General features: G+C 60.2%; 22 protein-coding genes and 1 pseudogene. 8 read left to right on the top strand and 15 right to left on the bottom strand.

Features of this window, described 5'->3' with window-relative positions; all coding sequences use genetic code 11:
* Positions 1-784: 784 nt before the first annotated feature.
* From J2X66_RS30360 to J2X66_RS25620, 3 genes and pseudogenes are all read left to right on the top strand, one after another.
* Positions 785-913: pseudogene (locus tag J2X66_RS30360) on the top strand (ESPR domain-containing protein); the annotation flags it as partial.
* A 222-nt stretch (positions 914-1135) separates the two neighbouring features.
* The gene (locus tag J2X66_RS25625) at positions 1136-4117 is read left to right on the top strand and encodes a YadA-like family protein (RefSeq protein WP_310270263.1); all 2982 of its coding nucleotides are present in this window, start codon (positions 1136-1138) and stop codon (positions 4115-4117) included.
* A 69-nt stretch (positions 4118-4186) separates the two neighbouring features.
* Positions 4187-4606: an outer membrane protein assembly factor BamE gene (locus tag J2X66_RS25620; protein ID WP_310270260.1), complete on the top strand. Its 420-nt coding sequence runs from the start codon at positions 4187-4189 to the stop codon at positions 4604-4606.
* A 92-nt stretch (positions 4607-4698) separates the two neighbouring features.
* On the opposite strand, the gene J2X66_RS25615 is transcribed toward J2X66_RS25620, so the two are convergent.
* The 3 genes from J2X66_RS25615 to J2X66_RS25605 all read right to left on the bottom strand — a co-directional run bounded on the left by J2X66_RS25615 (position 4699) and on the right by J2X66_RS25605 (position 8331).
* On the bottom strand, positions 4699-5994 hold the full coding sequence (locus tag J2X66_RS25615; RefSeq protein WP_310270257.1) for an EAL domain-containing response regulator: 1296 nt from the start codon (positions 5992-5994) through the stop codon (positions 4699-4701).
* 376 nt (positions 5995-6370) lie between these two features.
* Positions 6371-7552, bottom strand: a complete 1182-nt coding sequence (locus J2X66_RS25610; protein WP_310270255.1) for an acetyl-CoA C-acyltransferase family protein — start codon at positions 7550-7552, stop codon at positions 6371-6373.
* A complete protein-coding gene (locus J2X66_RS25605) occupies positions 7552-8331 on the bottom strand; it encodes an enoyl-CoA hydratase (protein WP_310270252.1) in 780 nt (259 codons plus the stop codon). The genes J2X66_RS25610 and J2X66_RS25605 overlap by 1 nt, the downstream gene beginning before the upstream one ends.
* Before the next feature lie 230 nt (positions 8332-8561).
* On the opposite strand from J2X66_RS25605, the gene J2X66_RS25600 reads away from it, so the two are divergent.
* The 3 genes from J2X66_RS25600 to J2X66_RS25590 are packed head-to-tail and all read left to right on the top strand — an operon-like array spanning position 8562 to position 12001.
* On the top strand, positions 8562-9668 hold the full coding sequence (locus J2X66_RS25600) for a polyamine ABC transporter substrate-binding protein (RefSeq protein WP_123432481.1): 1107 nt from the start codon (positions 8562-8564) through the stop codon (positions 9666-9668).
* Positions 9669-9698: 30 nt separating this feature from the next.
* On the top strand, positions 9699-11117 hold the full coding sequence (locus tag J2X66_RS25595; RefSeq protein ID WP_310270248.1) for an aminotransferase: 1419 nt from the start codon (positions 9699-9701) through the stop codon (positions 11115-11117).
* Positions 11114-12001 (top strand): helix-turn-helix transcriptional regulator, encoded by an 888-nt coding sequence (locus tag J2X66_RS25590; RefSeq protein ID WP_310270246.1) that lies wholly within the window; start codon positions 11114-11116, stop codon positions 11999-12001. The genes J2X66_RS25595 and J2X66_RS25590 overlap by 4 nt, the downstream gene beginning before the upstream one ends.
* Before the next feature lie 125 nt (positions 12002-12126).
* Here J2X66_RS25590 and paaZ read toward each other — a convergent pair whose 3' ends face one another.
* Genes paaZ through paaA form a run of 6 tightly spaced genes read right to left on the bottom strand, consistent with a single transcriptional unit; the run spans position 12127 to position 17938 of the window.
* On the bottom strand, positions 12127-14181 hold the full coding sequence (gene paaZ / locus J2X66_RS25585) for a phenylacetic acid degradation bifunctional protein PaaZ (protein WP_310270244.1): 2055 nt from the start codon (positions 14179-14181) through the stop codon (positions 12127-12129).
* Positions 14182-14239: 58 nt separating this feature from the next.
* Positions 14240-15316, bottom strand: coding sequence for a 1,2-phenylacetyl-CoA epoxidase subunit PaaE (gene paaE, locus J2X66_RS25580; RefSeq protein ID WP_310270240.1), 1077 nt, complete (start codon positions 15314-15316; stop codon positions 14240-14242).
* A gap of 33 nt (positions 15317-15349) precedes the next feature.
* Positions 15350-15883: a 1,2-phenylacetyl-CoA epoxidase subunit PaaD gene (paaD, locus tag J2X66_RS25575; protein ID WP_310270237.1), complete on the bottom strand. Its 534-nt coding sequence runs from the start codon at positions 15881-15883 to the stop codon at positions 15350-15352.
* Entirely contained in the window at positions 15870-16631 is a 762-nt protein-coding gene (gene paaC / locus J2X66_RS25570; RefSeq protein WP_310270234.1) for a 1,2-phenylacetyl-CoA epoxidase subunit PaaC, read from the bottom strand. Before paaC ends, paaD begins: the two co-directional genes overlap by 14 nt.
* Before the next feature lie 8 nt (positions 16632-16639).
* A complete protein-coding gene (paaB, locus tag J2X66_RS25565; protein ID WP_310270231.1) occupies positions 16640-16921 on the bottom strand; it encodes a 1,2-phenylacetyl-CoA epoxidase subunit PaaB in 282 nt (93 codons plus the stop codon).
* A gap of 27 nt (positions 16922-16948) precedes the next feature.
* A complete protein-coding gene (gene paaA, locus J2X66_RS25560; protein WP_310270228.1) occupies positions 16949-17938 on the bottom strand; it encodes a 1,2-phenylacetyl-CoA epoxidase subunit PaaA in 990 nt (329 codons plus the stop codon).
* A gap of 15 nt (positions 17939-17953) precedes the next feature.
* Here paaA and J2X66_RS25555 point away from each other — a divergent pair, with 15 nt between their 5' ends.
* Both J2X66_RS25555 and J2X66_RS25550 read left to right on the top strand, forming a co-directional pair.
* On the top strand, positions 17954-18208 hold the full coding sequence (locus J2X66_RS25555; protein ID WP_310270226.1) for a hypothetical protein: 255 nt from the start codon (positions 17954-17956) through the stop codon (positions 18206-18208).
* Positions 18209-18284: 76 nt separating this feature from the next.
* Complete coding sequence (locus J2X66_RS25550; RefSeq protein ID WP_310270223.1) at positions 18285-19055, top strand: hypothetical protein; 771 nt, start codon at positions 18285-18287, stop codon at positions 19053-19055.
* A 264-nt stretch (positions 19056-19319) separates the two neighbouring features.
* On the opposite strand, the gene paaK is transcribed toward J2X66_RS25550, so the two are convergent.
* The 6 genes from paaK to paaF all read right to left on the bottom strand — a co-directional run bounded on the left by paaK (position 19320) and on the right by paaF (position 25525).
* Positions 19320-20645: a phenylacetate--CoA ligase PaaK gene (paaK, locus tag J2X66_RS25545; RefSeq protein ID WP_310270220.1), complete on the bottom strand. Its 1326-nt coding sequence runs from the start codon at positions 20643-20645 to the stop codon at positions 19320-19322.
* Positions 20646-20744: 99 nt separating this feature from the next.
* Positions 20745-21956 (bottom strand): 3-oxoadipyl-CoA thiolase, encoded by a 1212-nt coding sequence (gene pcaF / locus J2X66_RS25540; protein ID WP_310270216.1) that lies wholly within the window; start codon positions 21954-21956, stop codon positions 20745-20747.
* Entirely contained in the window at positions 21949-22398 is a 450-nt protein-coding gene (gene paaI / locus J2X66_RS25535) for a hydroxyphenylacetyl-CoA thioesterase PaaI (RefSeq protein ID WP_310270214.1), read from the bottom strand. The genes pcaF and paaI overlap by 8 nt, the downstream gene beginning before the upstream one ends.
* Positions 22391-23908 carry a 3-hydroxyacyl-CoA dehydrogenase PaaH gene (gene paaH / locus J2X66_RS25530; RefSeq protein ID WP_310270211.1) on the bottom strand — a complete coding sequence of 506 codons (1518 nt, stop codon included), beginning with the start codon at positions 23906-23908 and terminating at the stop codon, positions 22391-22393. The genes paaI and paaH overlap by 8 nt, the downstream gene beginning before the upstream one ends.
* Before the next feature lie 3 nt (positions 23909-23911).
* On the bottom strand, positions 23912-24703 hold the full coding sequence (gene paaG, locus J2X66_RS25525) for a 2-(1,2-epoxy-1,2-dihydrophenyl)acetyl-CoA isomerase PaaG (protein ID WP_310270279.1): 792 nt from the start codon (positions 24701-24703) through the stop codon (positions 23912-23914).
* 48 nt (positions 24704-24751) lie between these two features.
* A complete protein-coding gene (paaF, locus tag J2X66_RS25520; protein WP_310270208.1) occupies positions 24752-25525 on the bottom strand; it encodes a 2,3-dehydroadipyl-CoA hydratase PaaF in 774 nt (257 codons plus the stop codon).
* Between the last annotated feature and the right edge of the window lie 338 nt (positions 25526-25863).

Genomic DNA, 25863 nt, shown 5'->3' with positions numbered 1-25863 from the left:
AGCAGAAAAGGAACGGCGTTGTTTGGTCATCTGACACCTCGATCGGGCGAGCATTCTCGCCTAAATGGGTGTCCGGTTTCATTAGACCACTACAGTACTCTATCTGTTGCGGTATAACCGCTCTTATATTTGTCGAGGATCTCTTGAGCGGTGGCAGATTTTCCGGCGTCTGAAGAGGACGGTGTCGACTGTTTAGTCGCGCAAGCACCGATGTGATGGGTCCTGCACAGAGGGCAGGTTTTAGGCACTTGAAAGGGGGTCGGTTTCGATTTTACAGGGGGCGGCGCCGGTTTCACCGAGCCGGTTGGCTGAATAAAAGGGGATGTAAGTGTGGTGTTTGTCCCTTGGCCAAGTATTGCGCCTTGTTTTGATTTTTGATTGCCAGGCGGATTGTTGGGTGTCGCCGGGCGCAAGACACTAGGCATTGGACTGGAAGACTGTGTCTCTTTAGGCATGAATTTATTCGCTCCAGATCTTAGTAGTTGTGGGTCACTTCAAATCTTGTGGTTTTGGTTGTAGCAGAGAAACTCTGCACATCGTTATCCCTTTGCGCGGGTGTCTGAATGCTTCACCAAATAGAGTGGTGGAAATGTAGGGCTAAGCCCCTGCTTTTGTAGGAAATTTCCCACCGAAAGGCCGGAGCTCAAAAGCGTGTCGAAATGTGTTTGTTAGGAAGCAACGCTGGGAATTTTCCTACATTAAATACAAGTCAACCTATCTAAAGTCGCCACACGGCCTCGGGTAGTTCATCTGGGGGCACTCGACACGCTCAGCAGGTAATGCAATGAACAAAATATTCAAGTTGGTTTGGAATGCGACACTTAGCACGTGGGTTGTTGCTTCCGAACTTGCAATTTCTAAAACCAAGTCTTCCACGTTGGACAGCGGCAACAAGAAGATGAGTTCGGCAACCAAACTTGCCACGGTGGCACTGTTGTTTGGCGCTGGTTCAATCAACGTTGCTTCTGCTGCGACAGGTAATACCTGTCTGGTTAACGGGACGTGGGTGACTGCTCCCTCGGCGCCAGGGGATAAGGCGCTCGCATGCGGCGAGGGAGCAAGCGCAGCGCAGGTAAATGACCTGGCGCTTGGCACTACTGCGAAAGCAGATGGCGCAGTAGATGCTGATGGGCACGTGGGCGGTGCGATTGCCATCGGTACGAACTCGTCGGCGCAATTGTTTAACGCCATCGCGCTCGGTACTGGCGCAACGGCCTATGGGTCGCAAACCATGGCACTTGGACAAGGCGCCGTTTCGGGAGTGAGTGGCAGCACGAGTATCGTGAAGTCTTTAGCGTTAGGTTTCTCGGCTCAGGCCACAGAAGGCTACACAGTGGCCATTGGTTCAGGTACCAAAGCCACCGGCTACAGCGCTATTGGTATCGGTAATGCTCCGGTTGCTTCGGGTACGAACGGAATCGCGTTAGGTACCTGGACCATCGCGTCGGGCAACAACAGCACGGGTATCGGTAACCTGGCGGTGGCTAGCGACTCGAGTGCCACGGCGATAGGCGACAGGGCCAGAGCGTCCGGGGTTAGCGCCATCGCATTGGGTACTGCTGCTCGTGCAGAGGGCAGGGCGAGCATCGGCATCGGCGCCGAAAATGTGGTGACAGGCACTAACTCCGGTGCCATCGGTAACGGACTTATCTTCAATTTCAAAGGCGTCTCCGGCGACAACAGCTATAGCCTGGGTAACGCCAACACTATCGCGAATGACAACACATTCGTGATGGGCAATAACGTCACTACCACTCAGGACAACAGCGTGGTGCTGGGCAATAACAGCACCGACAGAGCGGCATTGGGCACGCCCACAGGCGTCATCAATGGCACGACCTACAATTACGCGGGCGGCGCGCCGTCAGGTGTGGTGAGCGTGGGTACTGTCAACGGGGAACGCCAGATCATCAACGTAGCGGCCGGACAGGTCAATTCCAGCAGCACCGACGCCATCAACGGCAGCCAGCTGAACGCGACCAATGAGGCCCTCTCTGCGGTCGACGCCGGTGCCGTCAAGTACGACGACAGCACCCACAACACCATCACCCTGGGTGGCAATACCTACGACAACAGCACCCACACCGGCGGCACCAAAATCACCAACGTAGCCGATGGCAAGGCGCCAAGTGATGCGGTGAATTATTCGCAATTGACCGAAACCAACAGCAGCATCACCAACCTCGGCAACTCTCTGACCAATCTCTATGAGACGGGCACCAAGTACTTCCACGCCAACTCCACCGGCACGGATTCGGTTGCTTCGGGTCAGGATGCAGTCGCGATCGGTATGGGCGCAGTGGCTAGCCACGACGGCAGTGTTGCACTGGGCGCAGGCTCGGTCGCGGATGGCAGCACTCTGGGTCAACAGGCTTACCTGGTGAGGGGCACCTCGACAGGCGAAGTTAACATCGGTGATCGTCGTATGACCGGGCTGTCGGCCGGTGCCGCTGATGCGGATGCGGTCAACGTCAAGCAATTGAAAGCCGTCGAAGCAGGCGCCGCGGCCTCTGTGGCCGATGCGGTCAAGTACGATGACAGCACCCACAACACCATCACCCTGGGTGGCAATACCTACGACAACAGCACCCACACCGGCGGCACCAAAATCACCAACGTGGCCAATGGTGTCGCTGACAGCGATGCGGTGAACATGTCACAGCTCAACCAGACCAACACTCAGGTGGCCACCAACACCACCGACATCAACAACCTGGCGAATGACGCGTTACAGTGGGATTCCAGCCTGGGTGCTTTCAGTGCGAGCCATGGCGGTAACACCGTCAACAAAATTACCAACGTGGGGGCGGGTGATCTCAGCGCCAACTCCAAGGATGCAGTCAACGGTTCGCAGCTTTTTGCCTTGGGCCAGCAGGTTACCGGTATCGATAATCGAGTGACGAATATCGAGGGCAATATCAGCAACATCACCAACGGTGGGGGCATCAAGTATTTCCATGCCAACTCATCGGGTGCTGACTCCGTGGCCAGTGGGGCCGAGTCGGTTGCCGTCGGACCGAATGCCGTAGCGTCGGGCGCTGGTTCGGTGGCTTCGGGTAACGGTGCAAATGCAACGGGCAGCAATTCTGTTGCCGTGGGCAATGGGGCCAAGGCATCTGCCGATGGCAGCGTTGCATTGGGCAGCGGGTCCAGCGATGGCGGTCGTGGTGCTGAAACCTATACCGGCAAGTACTCTGGCGCCGATAACGCTACATCAGGAACAGTGTCCGTTGGCAACGCGGCAACGGGCGAAACCCGCACACTCAGCAATGTCGCGGACGGTAAGGACGCCACCGATGCGGTTAACCTGCGTCAGCTGGACGGTGCTGTGGCCGAGTCGAAGAAGTACACCGATGACTCGATCAGCACGATCAACACCTCCGTTGTGAATCAGGACAAGCGGATTTCCAGTGTCGACAACCGTGTGACCCAGGCGGTGACGAATGTCACTCATCTGCAAAACGGCACCGATGGCATGTTCCAGGTCAACAACACCAGCAACCTGCCAAAACCGTCAGCGACTGGCGAGGACTCGATGGCGGGCGGTGCGGGCGCCAAGGCCTCTGGCAAGAACGGTTCGGCCGTCGGCACTAACGCCATCGCCGCGGGCAACAACTCGACGGCAACGGGTAACGGTTCCAACGCCAAGGCGGATAACTCGGTAGCGCTGGGTGCCAACTCGATTGCCGATCGTGCCAACAGCGTTTCGGTAGGCTCAGCAGGCAGCGAGCGCCAGATCACCAACGTGGCGGCCGGTACAGCGCCGACAGACGCAGTCAACCTGAGCCAGTTGAACAAGGGCGTGACTGACGCGACCAACAATGCCAATGCCTACACCAACTCGGTCTACAGCGCGTTGAACAAAGACATCAAGCAGTTGGATGACGACTTGAGCGCTGGTGTCGCCGGTGCAATGGCCATGGCTGCGCTGCCTCAGCCGTACGCCGCGGGTGCAAGCATGACCTCCGGCTCCATGGGTACCTATCGCGGTGAATCGGCGATGGCCTTGGGCGTGTCGCGGATCTCGGATAACGGCCGATGGGTCACCAAACTGCAAGCCACGACCAACACCCAGCGCGAATTCGGCGCATCGGTGGGTGTGGGTTATCAATGGTAAGCCTTTCACGTTGATCCAGAGCCCGGCGTATGCCGGGCTCTTCTCCCTTTTTATCGTGTCGAGAATGTTATGCAAAAGCTCAATAAATTAATGGTGCGTCTGCTGCTGAGCGGCGGCCTGGCCGCAACACTGGCGGCTTGTGGTACCAACCCAAGCCATGTCAATGCGAGTGGAAAGTCCAGCAACCCGGTGTTTCCGGCGCTCAAGGATGCCAGCCGTACCGAAGGCAGTTATGTGAACGTGGAGAATTTGCGCAAGGTCGTGCCAGGTCTGACCAAGCCACAAATCTACGAGCTGATTGGCTTGCCGCATTTCTCCGAAGCCATGTTCAACGTCCGTGAGTGGGACTACATCTTCAAGTTCCAACAGCCCGGCACCCATGAGCCGCGGGTCTGCCAGTACAAGGTGATGTTCGACGACAACAAAGTCGCGCAGTCGTATGTGTTCTTGCCACAGACCTGTGCCCAGGTGCTCGACACCAACTTATAGTAGTGAGCTACCCGATCGCTGAAACGCGGCTGCAAAGAAGAAGGCCCCTATGGGGCCTTCGTCATTTCAAGACCTGGAAGTGTCTACGAAACTCAGCCCAAAGACGCAGGAGTCAGCCACGACAATAAATCGGCGCCGCTCATGGGGCGGGCATAGAAATAGCCTTGTCCTCTCGAGCAGCCCAGCTCCAGCAGTTTGTCACGTTGCTCAAGCGTTTCGATCCCTTCAATAACCACTGACATGCCCAACGAGTCACCCAGTGCGAGGATGCTGCTGATCACCGTCTGGCAGCGTTGTTCCTGCAAGGTACGCACGAACTCGGTGTCCAGTTTGATTTCATTGAACGGCAGCTGACATAAACGCTGGATCGAAGAAAACCCCGCGCCAAAGTCATCAATGGACAATTGGCAGCCCATCATGCGTAAGCGTACCAATGTCTCAAGGCTGTCCGCTGTTGCTTCAAGTAACCCGCTCTCGGTCAACTCAAACGTCAGGCCAGCGCCTGGGAGGTCGAAGTGATCGAGTATCGATTTGATTCGCTGCGTGAGATGACCACCGGCCAATTGAGACGTTTGCAGGTTGAATGCAAAATTCAGGTCGATGTTCTTTTCGTTCACTTGCTTTTGCAGCGCCAAGGCCTGGCTCATCTGATCGAACAACAGTTCGTCCATCAGCCCACAATGTTCAAGTGTCGGAATGAAGAACGCCGGTGATAAAATTCCCTTGATGGGGTGTAGCCACCGGGCCAGCACCTCGACGCCATAAACCTGGCCTGTGTGCAGATTGATTTTAGGTTGGTAGTACGCCTTCACCTGCCGGTCATGCAGGGCATGGGCGACTTCCTGGCTGTCCGGCAGTTCAAGGTTCAGGTTCGGGGCGCGATGCGAGGGTTTGTGCGTGCTTGCCGAATACTTCGCGAGTAACGGCGCCAATGCTTCCGGTCGCAAGGGTTTGCCGGCGTCACCCAATAGCTGCATCCCCAGCAAAGAAACAATTTTCTGTACCGAGCACCGCAGATCAGAAGACATCGAGCTGCTGATGATGATCGCGCCCACCAAATTGGAGTGGCTCGCCTGCTGCAAGAACTCCAGGCCATCCATGCCATTCATGCGCAGATCGCACAGCGTGATATCCACGCCGCCAACCTGCTGTAATAACGCCAGCGCCTGCTCTCCGTCTTCGGCTTCGAAGATCTCGGTACACCCCAAATGTTGCAGCACCTTCACTGCAAACGCCCGCTGAAATGGATGGTCCTCAAGAACCAGTGCACGGAGCGGAAAGCTATTCATCGCCAATGATCTTCTATCCAGAAATTTCGTAAAAGAACCATTGCCCTTTGATAGCCCAATGGCCTGAAAAAGTTGAATAGTGCCGCACCAATGACCCATGGTTTGTAGGCATGAAGCCACTGAAATGTAGGAAAAATCCTAGTGATAGCCGGCTCAAAATTTTGCGCGGCATAACGGCAACCCACATCGCTTCCCGTCAAGTACGCGCAGCGCGTCTCTCTACATTGCCAGCAGGGTGAAAACTTCTTCCAGGTCCTGATGATCCCGGCTCTCGACGGGGTTTTGCTGTTTGCGGGTTTGGAGGTTTTGCAGGGGCGGTCTCCACAGGAGCTGGCCGCACGGCACGGCAACTGGCTCTGGGAGTTAATCCAGGGCGCAAGGAAGGGGCGGGATGAATGGATTGCGACCCGTTGTCGAAGGAAATCATCAAACGGCTGCGATGCCCGGCGTTGCACCGGGCATCGCGTTGACACTATTAAACCCGTTCGAAAATCGCCGCAATCCCTTGGCCACCGCCGATGCACATGGTCACCAGCGCATAACGGCCGTTGGTGCGGTGCAGTTCGTGGATGGCTTTGGTGGCGATGATCGCGCCGGTGGCGCCGACCGGGTGACCCAGGGAAATACCCGAACCGTTCGGGTTGACCTTGGCCGGGTCGAGGTCCAGTTCCTGGCTGACGGCACAGGCCTGGGCGGCGAAGGCGATGTTGGCTTCGATCACGTCCATGTCGGCGACGGTCAGGCCGGCACGCTTGAGCGCCAGGCGGGTGGCCGGCACCGGGCCGAGGCCCATCAGTTCCGGTTCGACACCGGCGTGGGCGTAGCTGACCAGACGGGCCAGCGGGCGCAGGTTGTTGTTCTGCACAGCGGCACCGGTGGCCATGACCAGCGCAGCGGCGCCGTCGTTCAGGCCGGAAGCGTTGCCGGCCGTGACCGAGCCGTCTTTCTTGAACGCTGGCTTCATGCCCGCCAGTTGTTCCAGCGAGGTGGCGCGAGGGTGTTCGTCGACGCTGAACAGCTTGGTTTCCTTGCGATCACGGATTTCCACGCCAACGATTTGCTCGCTGAAGTAGCCATTGGCGATGGCGAAGGCCGCGCGTTTCTGGTCTTCCAGGGCCAGGGCGTCTTGCATCTCACGGGTGATGCCGTTGCGCTCGGCGACGTTCTCGGCGGTGATGCCCATGTGGATGCCGTGGAACGGGTCATGCAGGATGCCCAGCATGTAGTCGATGGCCTGGATGTTGCCCATGCGCGCACCCCAACGGGCGGCCGGCATGATGTAAGGACCGCGGCTCATGGATTCGGCACCGGCACCGACGACGATCTCGGCATCGCCCAGCATCAGGGTTTGCGCGGCATTGATGATCGCTTGCAGGCCGGAACCGCACAGGCGGTTGACGTTGTAGGCCGGAGTTTCTTTCGGGATGCCGGCGTTCATCGCGGCAACGCGGGAGATGTAGGCGTCGCGGGTTTCGGTCGGGATCACGCTGCCCATCACCAGATGGCCAACTTGCGCCGGGTCTACGCCGGAGCGTTGCAGGGCGGCCTTGACCGCCGTGGTCGCGAGGTCGGCCAGCGGAACGTCTTTGAGCGAACCACCAAAGGTGCCGATGGCGGTACGTGCGGCGCTGACAACAAAAATATCCGGGGTGTTCATTACGGCTTTCCTCTTGGTGAATGCTTTTCTGTACTGCGATTGAGTAGGGCGGTCAACGCTGTTTGCGCTTCAGGTGACTTGAGGCGCTCGATGAACAACAGGTTTTCCTGACGAATAGTGGCTTGCAGTTCTGGCAGCGCCGGCTGTTTGAGCAGTTGCCGGGTCTGGCGCAGGGATTCCTGCGGCAAGGCCAGCAGGCGTCGGGCCAGGTTTTGCGCGGCGTCCAGGCATTGTTGGCCGTCGTCGAACAGCTCGTTGGCCAGGCCGCAGGCGACCGCCGCAGCACCGTCGAGGCTGTCGCCCCACAGCAGCAGACGCGCGGCGCGGGCGTGACCGATCAGGCGCGGCAACAACAGGCTGGCACCGAACTCGGGGCACAGGCCCAGGTTGACGAATGGCACGCGCAGCTTGGCGTTTCGCGTCACCAGCACCTGATCGCAATGCAGCAACAAGGTGGTGCCAATGCCGATGGCCGCGCCACACACGGCGGCGACCAATGGGGTTTTCAGGTGAATGACGACGTTCATCAGGCGAAACGCAGGACTGTCCAGATGCGTCGGCGGGTGCTCGAGAAAATCCGCCAGATCGTTGCCACTGGTAAAGCACGTGGTGCCGCCGGTGATCACGATCACGCCGACGTCTACGTCTTCATCCGCCGCCAGCAACTGGTCGGCCAACTGCGTGTACAGGCTGTTGTTCAGCGCGTTGAGCTTGTCGGGGCGGTCGAGCGTGAGCGTCAAAACGCCTTCGTTGCGTTGTTGTTTGATCAGCTCAGTCATGGAATGCCCCGCCCGTTTTGTCCGGCAGCCACTCTAAGCGCCCGACGGGCGCGGGAGCTATGACAAAACGAGTCAACGAAACTGCTGCTTTTTGCCATGTTTTCGCCGCAGCGCTGGCCGGCAAAAAGGTTCACACACCCATTCGGGGTATGGTGCCGTTGGCCCGATCGCTCAATAGTGGCATCAACCGGTCGTCCAGAACCGACTTCGCTTGATAAGGTGAATTTGCTATGCGCAAGGCCCTCATGGTGATTTCCAGTCTGTTGCTAGTTCCGCTGACACTCAATGTGCACGCCGCCACTGACGTGAACGAAAACAATACGCTCCGGTTGTATAACTGGGCGGACTACATCGGCGAAAAGACCATTGCCGACTTTGAGAAAGCCTCCGGGATCAAGGTGATCTACGACACGTTCGATGCCTACGAAACCGTCCAGGCGAAGTTGCTGACCGGGCACTCCGGTTACGATCTGGTGGTATTGAATGCCTCCCTTGCGCCGCCCTTGATCAAGGCAAAAGTGTTCCAGCCGCTGGACAAGAAGTTGCTGCCGGGCTGGACCAACCTTGACCCGAAAGTCTTGCAGGACTTGCAGGGCTTCGATGCCGGCACCGTGTACTCTGCGCCGTACACCTGGGGCAGCAACGGCATCACCTACAACGTCGACAAGATCAAGGAACGCATGCCGGACGCGCCGATTGGTTCGCTGGCGATGATCTTCGATCCCAAAATCGTCTCGCGCTTCGCCGACTGCGGCGTCACCCTGGTCGATGCACCCACTGAAGTGATTCCGCTGGCCTTGAAGTACCTGGGTCGAGACCCGCGAAGTGCGTCGCCGGAAGACTTGAAAGCTGCGCAGGACTTGTTGCTGTCCGTGCGGCCGTACATCAAGAAGTTCGACTCGGTGAACTACCTGACCAGCCTGCCCAACGGCGATGTCTGCATGGCCATGACCTGGTCCGGCGACTACGCCACCGCCATGGCCCGCGCCGAAGAAGCCAAGCTGAAGATCAAACTGGCCTACTTCATACCCAAGGAAGGTTCGCTGATCTGGTTCGACAATATGTACATCCCCGCCGACGCGCCGCACGTGGCCAACGCACACAAGTTCCTTGAGTACCTGATGCAGCCACAAGTGATGGCGGACGTCACCGACTACATCCACTACGCCAACAGCAACGCGGCGGCCACGCCGTTGCTCAATGCCGATGTGCGCAGCAATCCGGCGATCTACCCCGATGAAGAAACCCGCCAGCGCCTGTTTCCGCAAAAGACTCAGGACGCCAAGGAAATGCGCGCCATCACCCGCGTCTGGAGCACGGTGAAGAGCGGGATCTGATCGTTTAACCCTTCGGTTCGAGGTTTTTGTATGGCTACTCCAACGTTGAAAGCACTGCCGGCCGTTGATGACGCCCAGTTGATCAAGGCTGACAAAGCCCACTACATGCACGGCTACCATGTGTTCGACGAGCACGCCGAACAGGGCGCGCTGAACATCGTGGCCGGTGACGGCGCCTATATTTACGACGCTCAAGGCAACCGGTTTCTCGATGCGGTCGGCGGCATGTGGTGCACCAATATCGGCTTGGGCCGCGAGGAAATGGCCCTGGCGATTGCCGATCAGGTGCGGCAACTGGCGTATTCGAATCCGTTTTCCGACATGTCCAACAACGTTGCCATCCAGTTGTGCGAAAAACTCGCCAGCCTGGCGCCGGGCGACCTCGATCATGTGTTCCTGACCACCGGCGGCTCCACCGCCGTGGACACTGCGTACCGACTGATTCAGTACTACCAGAATTGCCGTGGCAAACCGCAGAAGAAGCACGTCATCGCCCGGTTTAACGCGTATCACGGCTCCACCACGCTGACGATGTCGATTGGCAACAAAGCCGCCGACCGCGTGCCGGAATTCGATTACGCCAACGACAAGATCCACCACGTCTCCAACCCGAATCCTTACCGCGCACCGGACGGTATGGACGAGGCGCAGTTTCTCGAGTTCCTGATCAAGGAGTTCGAGGACAAGATCCTGGCCATCGGCGCGGACAAGGTTGCGGGCTTCTTTGCCGAGCCGATCATGGGCTCGGGCGGGGTGATCATCCCGCCCAAGGGTTACCTGAAACGCATGTGGGAAGTCTGCCAGCGCTACGATATTCTGTTTGTCGCCGATGAAGTGGTGACCTCGTTCGGGCGCCTGGGCAAATTCTTCGCCTCCTATGATCTGTTCGATGTGCAGCCGGACATCATCACCACGGCCAAAGGCCTGACTTCGGCTTATTTGCCGCTGGGTGCGTGCATCTTTTCCGACCGTATCTGGAAAGTCATCGCCGAGCCCGGCAAGGGTCGCTGCTTTACCCACGGCTTCACCTACAGCGGCCACCCGGTGTGCTGCACGGCGGCGCTGAAAAACATCGAGATCATCGAGCGCGAACACCTGCTGGAGCATGTCGAGGTGGTCGGCGCGTACCTCGAAGAACGCCTGGCAACCCTCAGCGACTTGCCGCTGGTGGGCGATGTTCGCTGTCAGAAGTTCATGGCCTGCGTGGAGTTCGTGGCCGACAAACGCACCAAGGCGTTATTCGCCGATGAGATCAATATTGGCGAGATGATTCACTCCCGGGCCCAGGCCCGAGGGCTGCTGGTGCGGCCGATCATGCACCTCAACGTGATGTCGCCGCCGTTGATTCTGACCTGCGCCCAGGTCGATGAAATCGTCGAGATCCTGCGGGTGTGCATTCTTGAAGTGGCGGCCGAGCTTGAGAAAAGCGGCCAGTACGTCGGGCAATGAGTTCGATCAATCGGCGGTTACCCGGCGTCGGTTCTCCCGCTAGACTGCGGGGCATGAGCAAACCCAACGACGATACGCTGATCGCATTGCCCTTCGGGGCCTTGCACAAATGGCACGGCGACATGCGCGAGGCATTCGCCCATGTCGACGCGCCTGATGCGTTGCACTACCTGGCGTCGGCGTTCGGGCATCTGGTGTCCATCGAATCGGTGATGATCAGCCTCGAACACAAGGACCGCGCGCCGCAGTTGCTGTACCAGCGTGGTATCCCGGAGCAGTATCGGGACTCGATCATCGACCGCTATTTTTCCGGTGGCTACTTGCTCGACCCGTTTTGCCTCGCGGTGGAGCAGGGGCTGGCCGAAGGGTTTTATCACCTGGAGGAAATCGCCCCGGACAACTTCTTCGACAGCGAGTACTACAAGACTTATTACTTGAAGACCGGGTGTTCGGAGGACAGTTTTTACCTGATCGATACGGGGCATGACAGCCAGGTCTCGGTCAGCCTGTTTCAGGGATTTGGCGGGGAAAGCCTGCGGGCGGAGCAGTTGAACCTGTTGCGCGCGGTGGAGCCTTTGGTTCGGGAATTTGTCAGTGAGTTTGGCCGTCGTGGCCTGGTGCAAAGCGCAGTCACTGAAAGTGACGATCTGAAGCATCGCGTGCAGTCCGCCTTCGAAAACTTTGGTTGCGATTTGTTGACCGAGCGCGAGCGGGAAGTGGCGCACATGGTACTTCGGGGGCATTCGGTGAAATCCACGGCCAGCCAGATGAGCATCTCGCCGGAGACGGTGCGGATGCACCGCAAGAATCTGTATTTGAAGCTGGAAGTCGGGTCGCAGTCAGAGTTGTTTGCGCTGTTTATCGAGTGGTTGCGCCAGCACTGATCACAAATCTACAACCCACCCCAAACCCCCTGTAGGAGTGAGCCTGCTCGCGATAGCATCACCTCGGTCTTCCAGTTACACCGAGTTGTCTGCATCGCGAGCAGGCTCACTCCTACAGTGATCGCTTAGTCTTCGCGTTTAACGACCAGGGTCAGAATGTCGTAACTGGCCACCAGCTCACCCAACTGGTTGGTGACTTCCACATCCCAAGCCACCACCCCTTGCGGGATCCCCTGTGGGCTCTTCTTGCCCTGGTCGATCTTGCGCTTGCAGGTCAGACGCGCCTGAATCGTGTCGCCAATCCCCACCGGATTGATAAAGCGCAGCGTGTCCAGGCCGTAGTTGGCCAACACCGGCCCCGGCGCCGGCGACACGAACAACCCGGCCGCCGCCGACAGCACGAAGTAACCGTGGGCAATACGTTTGCCGAACTGCGATTCCTTGGCGGCGATGTCGTCGAAGTGCATGTAGAAGTGGTCGCCGGACAGGCAACCGAAGTTCACCAGATCGGCCTCGGTCACGGTACGACGGTGTGTCAGCAACGATTCGCCAATCTGCAGATCCTGGAAGAACCGGCGGAACGGATGCACTTGGGTTTCGATGACCTTGGCGCCGCGCACGTATTCACCGGTCACCGCTGCCAACATCGTCGGCGAACCTTGTACCGCCGCGCGTTGCAGGTAATGTTTCACCGCGCGCAGACCGCCAAGTTCTTCACCACCACCGGCACGCCCCGGGCCACCGTGCTTGAGTTGCGGCAGGGGCGATCCGTGGCCGGTGGATTCGGCGGCGGACTCGCGATCCAGCACCAGCAAACGACCGTGCCAGGCGGCGGCCACCGGAATGGCTTTGGCGGCGATCTGTGGATCCTTGGTGATCAAACTCGCCACCAGGCTGCCTTTGCCGCGAGCGGCCAGCGCCAGGGCTTCGTCCAGATCGTCGTAGGCCATCAGGGTGCTGACCGGGCCGAACGCTTCGATATCGTGTGCGCCACCCTCGGCGTGCGGGTCGCGGGCTTGCAGCAGGGTCGGGGCAAAGAACGCGCCCTGGCTGACGTTTGCGCCGCGCGGTTCGAAACCATCGCGGGCACCGAACAGCAGGTCGCTGCTCTGCAACAGACTTTCCAGACGCTCGGCGACGTCTTTTTGCTGGTCGTGGGAGGCCAGTGCGCCCATGCGCACGCCTTCCACCGACGGGTCGCCGACCACGACTTTTTTCAGTCGATCACGCAGGCGCATCGCGACCGCGTCGATGTGTTTGGCCGGCACGATGGCGCGGCGGATGGCGGTGCATTTCTGCCCGGCCTTGGTGGTCATCTCGCGAGCGACTTCCTTGATGAACAGCTCGAACTCTTCGTCGTCCGGGGCGACGTCCGGGGCGAGAATCGCGCAGTTCAGTGAGTCGGCTTCGGCGTTGAACGGCACCGAGTTACGGATCAGGTTCGGATTGACCCGCAGCTTGGCGGCGGTGTCGGCGGAACCGGTGAAGGTCACCACGTCCTGGCCTTGCAGACGGTCGAGCAGGTCGCCGGTGCCGCCGATGATCAGCTGCAAGCTGCCCGCAGGCAGCAAACCGGATTCGTCCATCAGGCGCACCACAGCTTCAGTCAGGTAGCTGGTGGCGCTGGCCGGTTTGACGATGCACGGCATGCCGGCGAGAAAGCTCGGTGCGAACTTTTCCAACATGCCCCAGATCGGGAAGTTGAAGGCGTTGATGTGGACCGCCAGGCCGCCACGTGGCACCAGAATATGGGTGCCGGCGAAGGTGCCGAGTTTGCTCAGTTGCATCGCCGGGCCTTCGTGGACGATGTTGCCCGACGGCAATTCGCGCGAGCCGAGGCTGGCGTAGGTGAAGAGGGTGCTGTTGCCGCCTTCGATGTCGATCCAGCTGTCGGCACGGGTCGCGCCGCTGTGGTGGGAGATCGCGTAGAGCTGTTCCTTGCGTTCGCTCAGGTACAAGGCCAGGGCCTTGAGGCGTTGGGCGCGTTGCTGGAAGTCCAGCGCCATCAAGCCACTGATGCCTTGGCGGCGACCATGTTCGACGGCTTCGGCGAAGTCCGGACGCTCTTCGTGGGTGCGCGCAATTTCATGGCCGTCGATGGCGCTGCGCAGGATTTGTGCGCCGTGTTGGCCGATCCAGCGACCGGCGATGAAGCTTTGCAGGGTAGGGGCGTGAGGCATCACGATTCCTCCGGATTATGAAATGGTTGGTCGCGCGCGGTGCTGCATGCGCTAGTGTTCAGAGCTGATCGAAGTCCAGCACCACTTTGTCGCTGATCGGGAACGCCTGGCACGACAGCACATAGCCGGCGGCGACTTCGTAGTCTTCCAGGGCGTGGTTGCTGTCCATTTCCACTTCGCCTTCGATGACCTTGCACTTGCAGGTCGAGCACACGCCGGCCTTGCACGAGTAGGGCAATTCGGCGCCCTGGGCGTTGCCGGCGTCGAGGATGCTCTGACTGTTGCGCGGCAGGTCGAACGCCAGGGCGCGGCCGTCGCTGATCACGGTGATCTGGCTGACCGCCGCATCCACTTGACGGGCCGCCTCGCGGGCTTCGCGTTTTTGCTGGCTGCCAGCGGCGGCGAACAGTTCGAAATGGATGCGCTCTGGCGCCATGCCCTTTGCCTTGAGGCTGTCGCGCACGGTCTCGGTCATTTCCTGCGGGCCGCAGATGAACGCCGCATCGAGGGCCTTGACGTCGAGCCAGCGGCTGAACAGTTGCTCGCACTTCTCGGCGTTGATCCGGCCGTTGTACAGGTCGACGTCCTGCTGTTCGCGGCTGAACACGAAGATCAGGTTCAGGCGCTGCAAATAACGGTTTTTCAGGTCTTCCAGCTGTTCGCGGAACAATGCGCCGGAGCTGGAACGGTTGCCGTACAGCAGAGTGACGCGGCTGTTCGGTTCGGTTTCCAGAGTGGTCTTGATGATCGAAAAAATCGGCGTGATACCGCTGCCGGCCGCGACCGCCAGGTAGCTGCCGTGGCGCGCCGGATCGAGTTCAACGCAGAAATGCCCGGCGGGCGGCATGACTTCCAGGCTATGGCCAGCCTTGAGTTGCTCGTTGGCGAATGCGGAAAAACGTCCACCCGCCACACGCTTGACCGCGATGCGCAGTTCACCGTCGTTGACCCCGGTGCAGATCGAGTACGAGCGGCGGACTTCTTCGCCATCCAACTGAGTGCGCATCACCAGGTGCTGGCCCTGGGTGAAGTGAAAACTGTCTTGCAGGTGCTGCGGAATCTCGAAGGCGATGGACACCGCATCACGGGTCTCGGTGCGCACATCCTTGATGGTCAGGCTGTGAAATTTGCTCATTATTGTTCTCCAGCTGGGACGGCCGATTGCCGCTCAGATGCACTTGAAATAGTCGAACGGCTCGCGGCAATCGACGCAGCGATACAACGCCTTGCAGGCAGTGGAACCGAACTCGCTGAGCACTTCGGTGTGCGTGCTGCCGCACTGCGGGCAGACGATCACCGGGCTTTCACCAAGCAGGCTGCGCTTGCTGGTGCTGCCTTCGGGCGGGGCGATGCCATAGGCGCGCAAGCGTTCACGGCCGCTGTCGCTGATCCAGTCGGTGGTCCACGCCGGCGTCAATTTGCGCTCCAGTTGCGGCGCCTTGAACCCCGCCAGTTCCAGGGCCTCGCGGATATCGCTTTCGATCACTTCGGTGGCGGGGCAGCCGGAATAGGTCGGCGTGACCACCACGTGCAAGTGCCCGGCCTGCCAGTCGAGATCGCGCACGATGCCGAGGTCGACCACGCTGACCACCGGCACTTCCGGGTCCATGACCTGCGCCAGGGTCGCCCACGCGGCGGCCAGGTCGGTCGGTTGTGCCGGCCGGGCGCCGAGGTCGCTGGCGATCAACTCACCAGGTCGCATCGGGGTACGCTCGTGGCAGGAACTGCATTTCGGCCAGCAGAATGCCGAGGTGTTCGGTGTGCAGGCCCTTGCGTGCATTCAGGTAGAAGTAGTTGGCCGCGTCCGGCACGGGCAGGGTGGCGCTGGCGAAAATCTCGCAGACCTTGGCTTGCCAGGCTGCGGCGACTTGCGCGGTGTCCGGGGTAATGCCGGCATCGCACAGGCGTTGCTCACTGTCATCCGCACTGGTCAGTTCGACGGTGAAGCGCCAAACCTCAGGGATCGCGGCCAGCATGCGGCGATGGCTTTCTTCCGTGCCGTCACCCAGGCGCTCGACCCACTCGCCGGAGCGGCGCAGGTGATAGGTGACTTCCTTGACGGCTTTGGCGGCGATCCCGGCGACCCGTTCGTCGCTGGACTGGCTCAGGCCGCTGAGCACGGGCAAGTGCCAGGCGTCATAGAGGAACTGCTTGAGGATGGTCACCGCGTAATCGCCGTTCGGTTGTTCCACCAGTAACAGGTTGCGGTAGGCGCGCTCGTCACGGCGGAACGCCAGGTCATCGGCGCTGCGGCCATCGTTGAGCAGTTCGGCGGCGTATTCCAGCCAGTTGCGCGCCTGGCCCACCAGGTCGAGGCCGACGTTCATCAGCGCCAGTTCTTCTTCCAGCGCCGGGGCCTTGCCGCACCATTGGCACAGGCGCTGGCCCTGGATCAGGGCGCTGTCGCCGAGGCGCAGCAGGTATTCGATCAGATCAGTCTGGTTGTTCATGGTCGACCTCACATGTGCCCGACTTCGGCCGGCAGCTCGTAGAAGCTGGCGTGGCGGTAGACCTTGTCGTCCGACGGATCGAACAGTGGGTCTTTTTCATCCGGCGACGAGGCGGTAATCAGCGCCGACGGCACGACCCACAGGCTCACGCCTTCACTGCGTCGGGTGTACAACTCGCGCGCATTCTCGATGGCCATCGGGGTGTCGGCGGCATGCACGCTGCCGACGTGCTTGTGGTTGAGGCCGTGCTTGCTGCGCACGAAGACTTCAAAAAGGGTCCATTCAGACATTTCAATGACTCCACATCAGGTGGCCGATCAGGCGGCGTTCTTGTTCTGTTTTTTGCGAGCGTGGGCGACGGCGGCTTCGCGAACCCAGGCGCCGTCTTCAATCGCCTTGCGGCGGGTGGCGACGCGTTCCTGGTTGCACGGGCCGTTGCCCCTGAGCACTTCGTAGAATTCGCTCCACTGGATCTCGCCGAAGTCGTAGTGGCCGGTTTCGGCGTTCCACTTCAGGTCCGGGTCAGGGCAGGTGCAGCCCAGCAGTTCGAGTTGCGGGATGGTCTGGTCGATGAAGCGCTGGCGTAGTTCGTCGTTGCTCTGGCGCTTGATTTTCCAGGCCATGGATTGCGCGCTGTTCGGCGAGTGTTCGTCGCTCGGTCCGAACATCATCAGCGACGGCCACCACAGGCGATTGATCGCGTCCTGGACCATGTCTTTTTGCGCCTGATTACCGTGGCGCATCATGGTCAGCAGGATTTCGTAGCCTTGGCGCTGGTGGAAACTTTCTTCCTTGCAGATGCGCACCATGGCCCGGGAGTAGGGGCCGTACGAAGTGCGTTGCAATACCACCTGGTTGACGATGGCGGCGCCGTCGACCAGCCAGCCCACTGCGCCCATGTCGGCCCAGTTCAGCGTCGGGTAATTGAAGATGCTTGAGTACTTGGCTTTGCCACTGTGCAGTTTGGCGATTTCTTCATCGCGGTCGGCACCGAGGGTTTCCATGGCGCTGTAGAGGTACAGGCCATGGCCGGCTTCGTCCTGGATCTTGGCCATTAATTGCAGTTTGCGTTTGAGCGACGGGGCGCGGGTGACCCAGTTGCCTTCGGGCAGCATGCCGACGATTTCGGAGTGGGCGTGTTGGGAGATCTGCCGGATCAGGGTCTGGCGATAGGCATCTGGCATCCAGTTTTTGGCTTCGATTTTGATTTCTGAATCGATTTTTTCCTGGAAGGCGCGTTCCTGGTCGGACATCTCCGAGAGGTCTTTGATGCGCTTTACGCCTGTTTCTACGAGCTGTGCGTACATGTTGGGTCTCCCGCCGTGAATCTGTTTGATGGCATGGAGAACTTTATAAGCGATACAGAATTTAATATCAAACAGAAAATGGTGTGTCGTATGTGTTTTTGTATCGCTTTGGCATGGGTGGTTGCTTTTGGTCGGGGGCATATCCGTTTTTTGGGTGATGGCCTCTATTTGGAGCTTGCTCGCGATGCTTTTGCTCGTTCCTGCGCTCTGCGTGGAGATGCATCCTTTGACGCTCCGTGTCACCCGCGGCGCGATTTCTGGACAGCCTGATGGCTACTTAGTAGCATCCGCCGCATACGGATTTTCTCCTGCACGTCGACTGGCGTGGGTCTATCAAGGAATCGAAATGCACACGTTCACCCATGGCGATAAATCGGTTGTTTTCACTGTCCTGAGCGGTGAAGTGGTGGGCAGCGAAAAACTCAGCGAAACCCGTGTGACGTCCACTGGCGGCGTTCATGTGAACGGCAAGGACAGTGAAGTGACGCCGGTGCGCGTCAGTTCGGTTTCGATCATTAATCATGAGTTCTGGGTCAAAACCCCGGATGGCGTCGAGCACGATGTGAAGTTGCGCGGCGTGGATATTCCGTTGCGCACCGGCCAGGACATCTCATTGATCAGTGCCTTGAAAAAGGACGGTTCGCCGCTACACATCCTTCTGCAGAACCACACGGCGGCCAAGCGTTGGGTACTGCGTGACGCCAACGCGCTGCATACCGAGTTGGAGCTGGCGCCTTTCAACTGGAAGACCGTGATGATTGTGTCCGGGTTGTGCGTCGCCGGCCTTGCTACAGTCGGGTTGGGCATCCTGGCGGGGGCAGGCTATTTTTGCTACGCGTGGTACCAGGGCTCCCAGCGCAAGAAACTGCTGATCAGCGATTTGAATGCCTACATCGACAAACTGGACGCTGAGGTCGGTAGTCGCGGTCGTGCGCCAAGTCCTGCCCAAGTGGTGCAACCTGCCCAGGTAGAGCTGTTTGTCGAGGCTGACATTGTGATTGAGGAAGAAAGCCCTGTTCAGGAAGAGAAAACGGTCCAGGCCAGCGTTGATGCTCCGGCACAAAGCCAGCCGCTGAACAGCGAAAGCGTACGTCGGGCGTTATCGCGCAATCTTTGAAGAGGGGACGCGGAGCGTCCCCGGCGGCATTCCCACGCAGAGCGTGGGAACGATCAATCGGCGTACGGCTTTTGCTCCCCACCACTCAACAGGCCGAGCGTTAGCTCGCCTGCAGCTTTTTGATCTTGAGGCACCGCCCCCTAACGCCCTGAGCCTCTGCGTCAACCTGTGGCTACCTCCATCGGCGCCTCTATCAACGTTGATCCGCGCGCGTTCCAGCCAAAAAAAAGCCCCGCCAAAGCGGGGCCATAAAGGGTGCAGCAGTCATGCTTTAGGGCGCTTGTCCATCACGTGACAAGCCTTGCCCTCAGAACGCTTGATCGAATGCATCGGCTGCAAAACAACCCGCGAACTGATCCCGATATACGTCTTGATATGCCGGCTCAACTCACCACAAACAGCCCTCTGCTGTTCATCGCTCAAATGCTGATGCTCCGCCTTGAGCTCCACATGCACATCAACGCTGTCCAGATTCCCATTGCGATACAGATGAATCTCATAAGACTCTGAAAGCTGTTTGATCTTCAGCACCTGCTCCTCGATCTGCGTCGGAAACACGTTGACCCCGCGAATAATCAACATGTCATCACTGCGCCCAGTTATCTTGTCGATTCGTCGCATCGGTCGCGCCGTCCCCGGCAGCAGACGCGTCAAATCGCGGGTGCGATAGCGAATCATCGGCAACGCTTCCTTGCTCAACGACGTAAACACCAGCTCACCCATCTGCCCGTCGGGCAACACTTCGCCGGTGACCGGATCAATGATTTCCGGGTAGAAGTGGTCTTCCCAAATCGTCGGCCCATCCTTGGTTTCAGCGCATTCCATGGCGACACCCGGCCCCATGATTTCCGACAGGCCATAGATATCCAGCGCCGTAATGCCCAAACGGTTCTCAATGGCACTGCGCAATTCGCCGGTCCACGGCTCGGCGCCGAAGATGCCCAGACGCAGGGCCAGTTTGTGCGGGTCGATGCCCTGGCGCTCGATTTCATCGGCAATGTTGAGCATGTAGGACGGCGTGACCATGATGATGTCCGGCTGGAAATCCTTGATCAGTTGCACCTGTTTCTCGGTCTGCCCACCGGACATCGGAATCACCGTGCAGCCCAGGCGCTCGGCGCCGTAGTGCGCGCCGAGGCCGCCGGTGAACAAGCCGTAGCCATAGGAAATATGTACCTTGTCGCCGCGACGACCACCCGCCGCACGGATCGAACGGGCGACCACGTTGGCCCAGGTGTCGATGTCGTTCTGGGTGTAGCCGACGACGGTCGGTTTGCCGGTCGTGCCGCTGGAGGCGTGCAGGCGCACCACCTCGTTCATCGGTACGGCAAACATGCCGTAGGGATAGTTATCGCGCAGGTCGGTCTTGGTGGTGAACGGAAACTTCGCCAGGTCTTCCAGGGATTTGATGTCGTCCGGGTGCACGCCCAGCGCGTCGAAGCGCTGACGGTACAGCGGCACATTGGTGTAGGCGTGGTTCAGGCTCCAGCGCAGGCGATCCAGCTGGTGTTGACGCAGTTCGTCGATGCTGGCGGTTTCCAGCGGGTCCAGCACAGGATCAAGCACGGCTTTGGCAATTGGCATGTTCATAACTTCACTCGAATTATTTTTGTGTTCCGGCCCCGTCGTGGCAGGGCTTTGAGTGCATGCCCCAAGGATACCTCTGGGCTCCCCGGGAATCGCGATTCTTTAGTCGGACAACCGCTCGAGGATCAGCGCGATGCCCTGGCCGACGCCGATGCACATGGTGCATAAGGCGTAGCGGCCCTGACGTTCTTCCAGTTCATGCAGGGCGGTGGTCACCAGTCGCGCACCACTCATGCCCAGCGGATGACCAAGGGCAATCGCCCCGCCGTTCGGGTTCACACGCGGGTCGGTATCGCCGAGGCCCAATTCGCGCAACACCGCCAGACCTTGTGCGGCGAAGGCTTCGTTGAGTTCGATCACGTCCATGTCGGCCAGGCTCAGGTTGGCCAGTTCCAGCACTTTGTGCGTGGCGGGCACCGGGCCGATGCCCATGATGCGCGGCTCGACACCGGCGGTGGCCATGGCGACCACCCGGCCACGCGCCTTCAGGCCGTGGCGTTTGGCGACTTCCGGGCTGGCCAGCAGCAGCGCACAGGCGCCGTCGTTGACCCCGGAGGCGTTGCCGGCGGTGATGCTGCCGCCTTCGCGGAATGGCGTGCCGAGTTTCTGCAATTGCTCCAGCGTGGTATCGCCGCGCGGGTGCTCATCGTGCTCGACGATTTTGGCCGGGCCTTTGCGCTGGGGAATTTCGACTGCGACGATTTCCTTGGCCAGACGCCCCCTGGCCTGGGCCGCACCGGCACGCTGCTGACTGCGCAGGGCAAAGGCGTCCTGGTCGGCGCGGGAGATATTGAACTGTTCAGCGACGTTTTCTGCCGTCTCCGGCATCGAGTCGATGCCGTAGGTTTTCTTCATCAACGGATTGACGAAACGCCAGCCGATGGTCGTGTCATACACCTGCGCATCACGGGAAAACGCCTGCTCGGCCTTGCCCATCACCAGCGGCGCCCGGGACATCGATTCGACGCCGCCGACCAGCATCAGCCCGGCCTCGCCACACCGAATCGCTCGCGCCGCGGTGCCGATTGCGTCCATCCCGGAACCGCACAAGCGATTGAGCGTGGTGCCCGGCACGCTGATCGGCAACCCGGCCAGCAGCGCCGACATGCGTGCAACATTGCGGTTGTCTTCGCCAGCCTGGTTGGCGCAGCCGTAGATCACATCATCCACGGTGTTCCAGTCGACCTGCGGGTGACGGCGCAGCAGTTCACGCAGCGGCACCGCACCGAGGTCGTCGGCGCGCACGCTGCTCAAGGCACCGGCGTAGCGACCGATCGGGGTCCGTACCGCGTCGATGATCAAGGCGTCATTCATTCGGGTTCTCCTGCGGCAATACCGCGCCGCGCACTTTGTAGGATTTGCCATGGAACAGCGCTATCAGCTGGCCCAGTTGGTTTTCGATACGCACGTCGTAATTGCCAGTACGCCCGGAGCGGCTTTGCTCGGTGCAATCGGCATTCAAGGTGTCGCCCTGGCGGGCCGGGGCGATGTAGTCGATGCTGCAACCGATGGCGACCGTGGCTTCGTTGTAGCTGTTGCAGGCCAGGGCAAACGCCGAGTCGGCGAGGGCAAACAGGTAGCCGCCGTGGCAGGTGCCGTGGCCTTGGATCATGTCGGCGCGCACGTTCATGCCGATGCGGGCGCAACCGGGGCCGGCCGACAGCAGGCGCATGCCCATCGCCTGGCTGGCGTTGTCGCGGCTGAACAGGGCTTTGGCGCAGTCGCTGGCCAGGTCCAACGCTTCGTGGTTAGTCATGAAAATGCCTCCCTTCGGCAACGCGGCGGCGCAACAGCAGCGACGGCCGATAACGTTCTTCGCCGTAGCTGGCTTGCAGGTTTTCCAGCACGTTGAGGATGTGCACGAGGCCGATGGCATCTGCCCAAGCCAGCGGGCCTTGCGGGTAATTGACCCCGGCGCGCATCGCCAGATCGATGTCGGCGGCCGATGCCACGCCTTGCAGTACGGCGTCGGCGGCTTCGTTGGCGAGCATGGCGACGGTACGCAACACGGCGAGGGCCGGGCTGTCGCTGAGCAGGCTGACGCCGAATCCGGCCCGTTGCAGCAACGCGACGCCCTGTTCGAGCGCGGACGGCTCAATCCCGGCTGCGTAGCTGATCGCGAGGCGGCTGGCCTTGCTGTAATCGAACGCGAGGTCGAGCAGGATCAGGTTGCGCAGCCCGTCTTCCCTGGCGCGCTGGCAGGCCATGCGCCCGTCGCTCGGCGCCAGGACCGCATCACCCACTCGCAGCAAGCCTTGGCCGTCGCGCTGAATGACCTCGACACCGTGTTCGCGCAGGCGCGGGATCAGCGCGTTGGCGATACCGAAATCACCTTCGACAACACAGGTTTCGACGGTCTGTTCACTGCTGATCATGGTCGGTTGCGGCCGTGCGGCACCTTCGGCGTAGCTGTAAAAGCCGTGGCCACTTTTGCGCCCCAGACGTCCGGCGTCCACCCGTTCCTTCTGAATCAAGGACGGCAGGAAACGCGTGTCGCCGTAATAGGCGTCGAACACCGAACAGGTCACGGCATAGTTGACGTCATGGCCGATCAGATCGGTCAGCTCGAACGCCCCCATCGCAAAACCACCGGCATCACGCATCAGCGCATCCAGGGTCGGGCAGTCGGCCGCGCCCTCCTGCAGCAGACGCAGGCTCTCGGCGTAAAACGGCCGGGCCACGCGGTTGACGATGAAGCCCGGCGTCGAGCGGGTGTGCACCGGTTTTTTGCCCCAGGCCTTGGCGGTGTCGTACAGGCAAGCGGCTATGGCCGGATCGCTGGCCAGGCCCGAGACGATTTCCACCAGCGCCATGACCGGTGCCGGGTTGAAGAAGTGCAGGCCGAGCACGCGTTGCGGGTGATTCAGTTGCGCGGCGATGCTGGTGATCGACAGCGACGAGGTGTTGCTGGCCAGAATGCAGCGCTCGCCGCAGACCTCTTCCAGTTGGCGGAAGAGGGCGCGTTTGACTTCAAGGTTCTCGACGATGGCTTCGATCACCAGCTCGCAATCCGCCAGCGCTTCAATGGCTTCAACAGCCAGCAAACGGGCAAGGGTGGCCGAGCGTGATTCGGCTGAGAGTTTGCCGTTGTCGACGCGTTTGCCCAGCTGTCGGGCAATGCCCTCGATGGCTTGCGTCGCCGCGCCGGGGCGATTGTCCAGCAGCAGCACGGTGTGGCCGGCCTGTGCCGCGACTTGTGCGATCCCGGCGCCCATGGCGCCGGCGCCGATCACCGCGATACGTGCATTGCTGTTCAGTGCCGTCATGAGTCAGCGCCCCTTGAAGCTTGGGCTGCGTTTTTCCATGAAGGCGCTGACGCCTTCGCGGTAATCCTCGCTGCGCCCGGCCAGGCGTTGCAGGTCTTTTTCCAGCTCCAGCTGTTCGTCAAAGGTGTTACTCAGGCTGGCGTTCAGGCTGCGCTTGATCAGTGCCAGGCCGTAGGTCGGTTGCGTGGCCAGATGTTGGGCGAGTTTCAACGCCTCATCGCGCAGTTCGGCGTCTTCCACGCAGCGGTAGATCAAACCCCATTGCTCGGCTTGTTCGGCGCTCAAACGGTTGCCGAGCAAGGCCAATGCCCTGGCGCGAGCCATGCCGACCAGGCGTGGCAAGGTCCAGGTGCCGCCGGAATCAGGGATCAGGCCAATCTTGCAGAACGCTTGAATGAAGCTTGCCGAACGCGCCGCTAACACCAGGTCGCAGGCCAGCGGGATGTTGGCGCCCGCGCCGGCGGCCACGCCGTTGACCGCGCAGATCACCGGCAGCGGCAGGTCGCGCAATTGGCGGATCAGCGGGTTGTAGAACTTCTCGATGGACTCGCCCAGATCCGGTACGTCGCTTCCCGGCGCGACATTGCGGTCGCTGAGGTCCTGCCCGGCGCAGAAGCCGCGACCTTCACCGGTCAGCAGCAACACACGCACTTCCGGGTTTTGCCGGACCTGTTTCAGCGCCTCCTTCACTTCACCGTGCATCTGCGCGTTGAAGCTATTGAGCTGATCCGGACGATTGAGGCTGAGCAGGGCGACGCCGGCCTCGATGGAAAACAGGATGTGTTCGAAGTTCATGGTCATGGCGCTCTCTGGGAGGTCGTTCGCTTTGAAAGGGAGGATTGATTACTGGCCGGTGAAGGTCGGCGCGCGCTTTTCCTGGAAGGCCTGGATGCCTTCATCACGGTCGCGGGTACCGGCCAGCACGGTGAAGGCATGGCGTTCGAAACGCAGGCCGCTGGCCAGGTCGGTGTCCATGGCCTTGAGTAGGGCTTCCTTGGCCAGGCGCACCGCCAGCGGCGCTTTGCCGGCGATGCTGCGGGCGATCTGCACGGCGCGATCAACGGTGAATTCCGGTTGCGTCACTTCACTGAGCAACCCGGCACGCTGGGCCTGGCGGGCGTCGATCGGTTCCCCTGTCAGGACCATTTGCATGGCCATGGATTTGCCGACGGCGCGCAGCAAACGTTGGGTGCCACCGGCGCCGGGCATGATCCCGAGGTTGATTTCCGGCTGGCCGAAACGGGCGTTTTCACCGGCAATGATGATGTCGGCGTGCATCGCCAGTTCGCAGCCACCGCCGAGGGCGAAGCCGTTGACGGCGGCGATCAGCGGTTTGTTGAAGCGGGTGATGGTTTGCCACGAGGCCTGGCGCGGGTCGTCGAGGATGCCGACCAGATTGCGCTCGGCCATTTCCTTGATATCGGCACCGGCCGCGAAGGCTTTGCGGCTGCCGGTCAGGACCACGGCGCGGGTGTCGGGATCGGCCTGCGCGGCGTTCAGTTCGTCGGCCAGTTCACCGAGCAATTCGGTGCTCAGGGCATTCAACGCTTGCGGGCGCTGCAGGGTAATCAGGCGAACGCCCGGCTCGATGAACTCGACAGCAAGGGTTAGAGGCATGGCGGATGCCCTCATGGTGCATGCTCGGCTGTAATGCCGGCTCATTATTGGATCGGCGCGGTGGGCCGGTTTTGCCTGAGTATACCTGCAACGTGATACGCAAAAGCAATAGTAAAGCGTATTTAATGTGTCTTATTGATGGGGTGTTGATCGGGTCAGGGTGCTGTCTATACGAGCCAGGTGATTGAATATTTGCCGGTTTTATTGGGTTTTGTGGCGAGTTTTCAGGCGTCGAGCGACCGCCCGTCAGGGGCGGGACTAAGTGATACGAATTTTTGTCTTTGTGGTGGTAAAAGCGATGTGATACAAAATGGTCCTGTATCGGCATCGCTTTACCA

It is taken from the genome of Pseudomonas sp. 3296 (genome assembly GCF_031456615.1).
GTDB lineage: Bacteria > Pseudomonadota > Gammaproteobacteria > Pseudomonadales > Pseudomonadaceae > Aquipseudomonas > Aquipseudomonas mucoides.
Note: the sequence above shows the minus strand (reverse complement) of the source record. Positions and strands in the feature narration are given on the sequence as shown.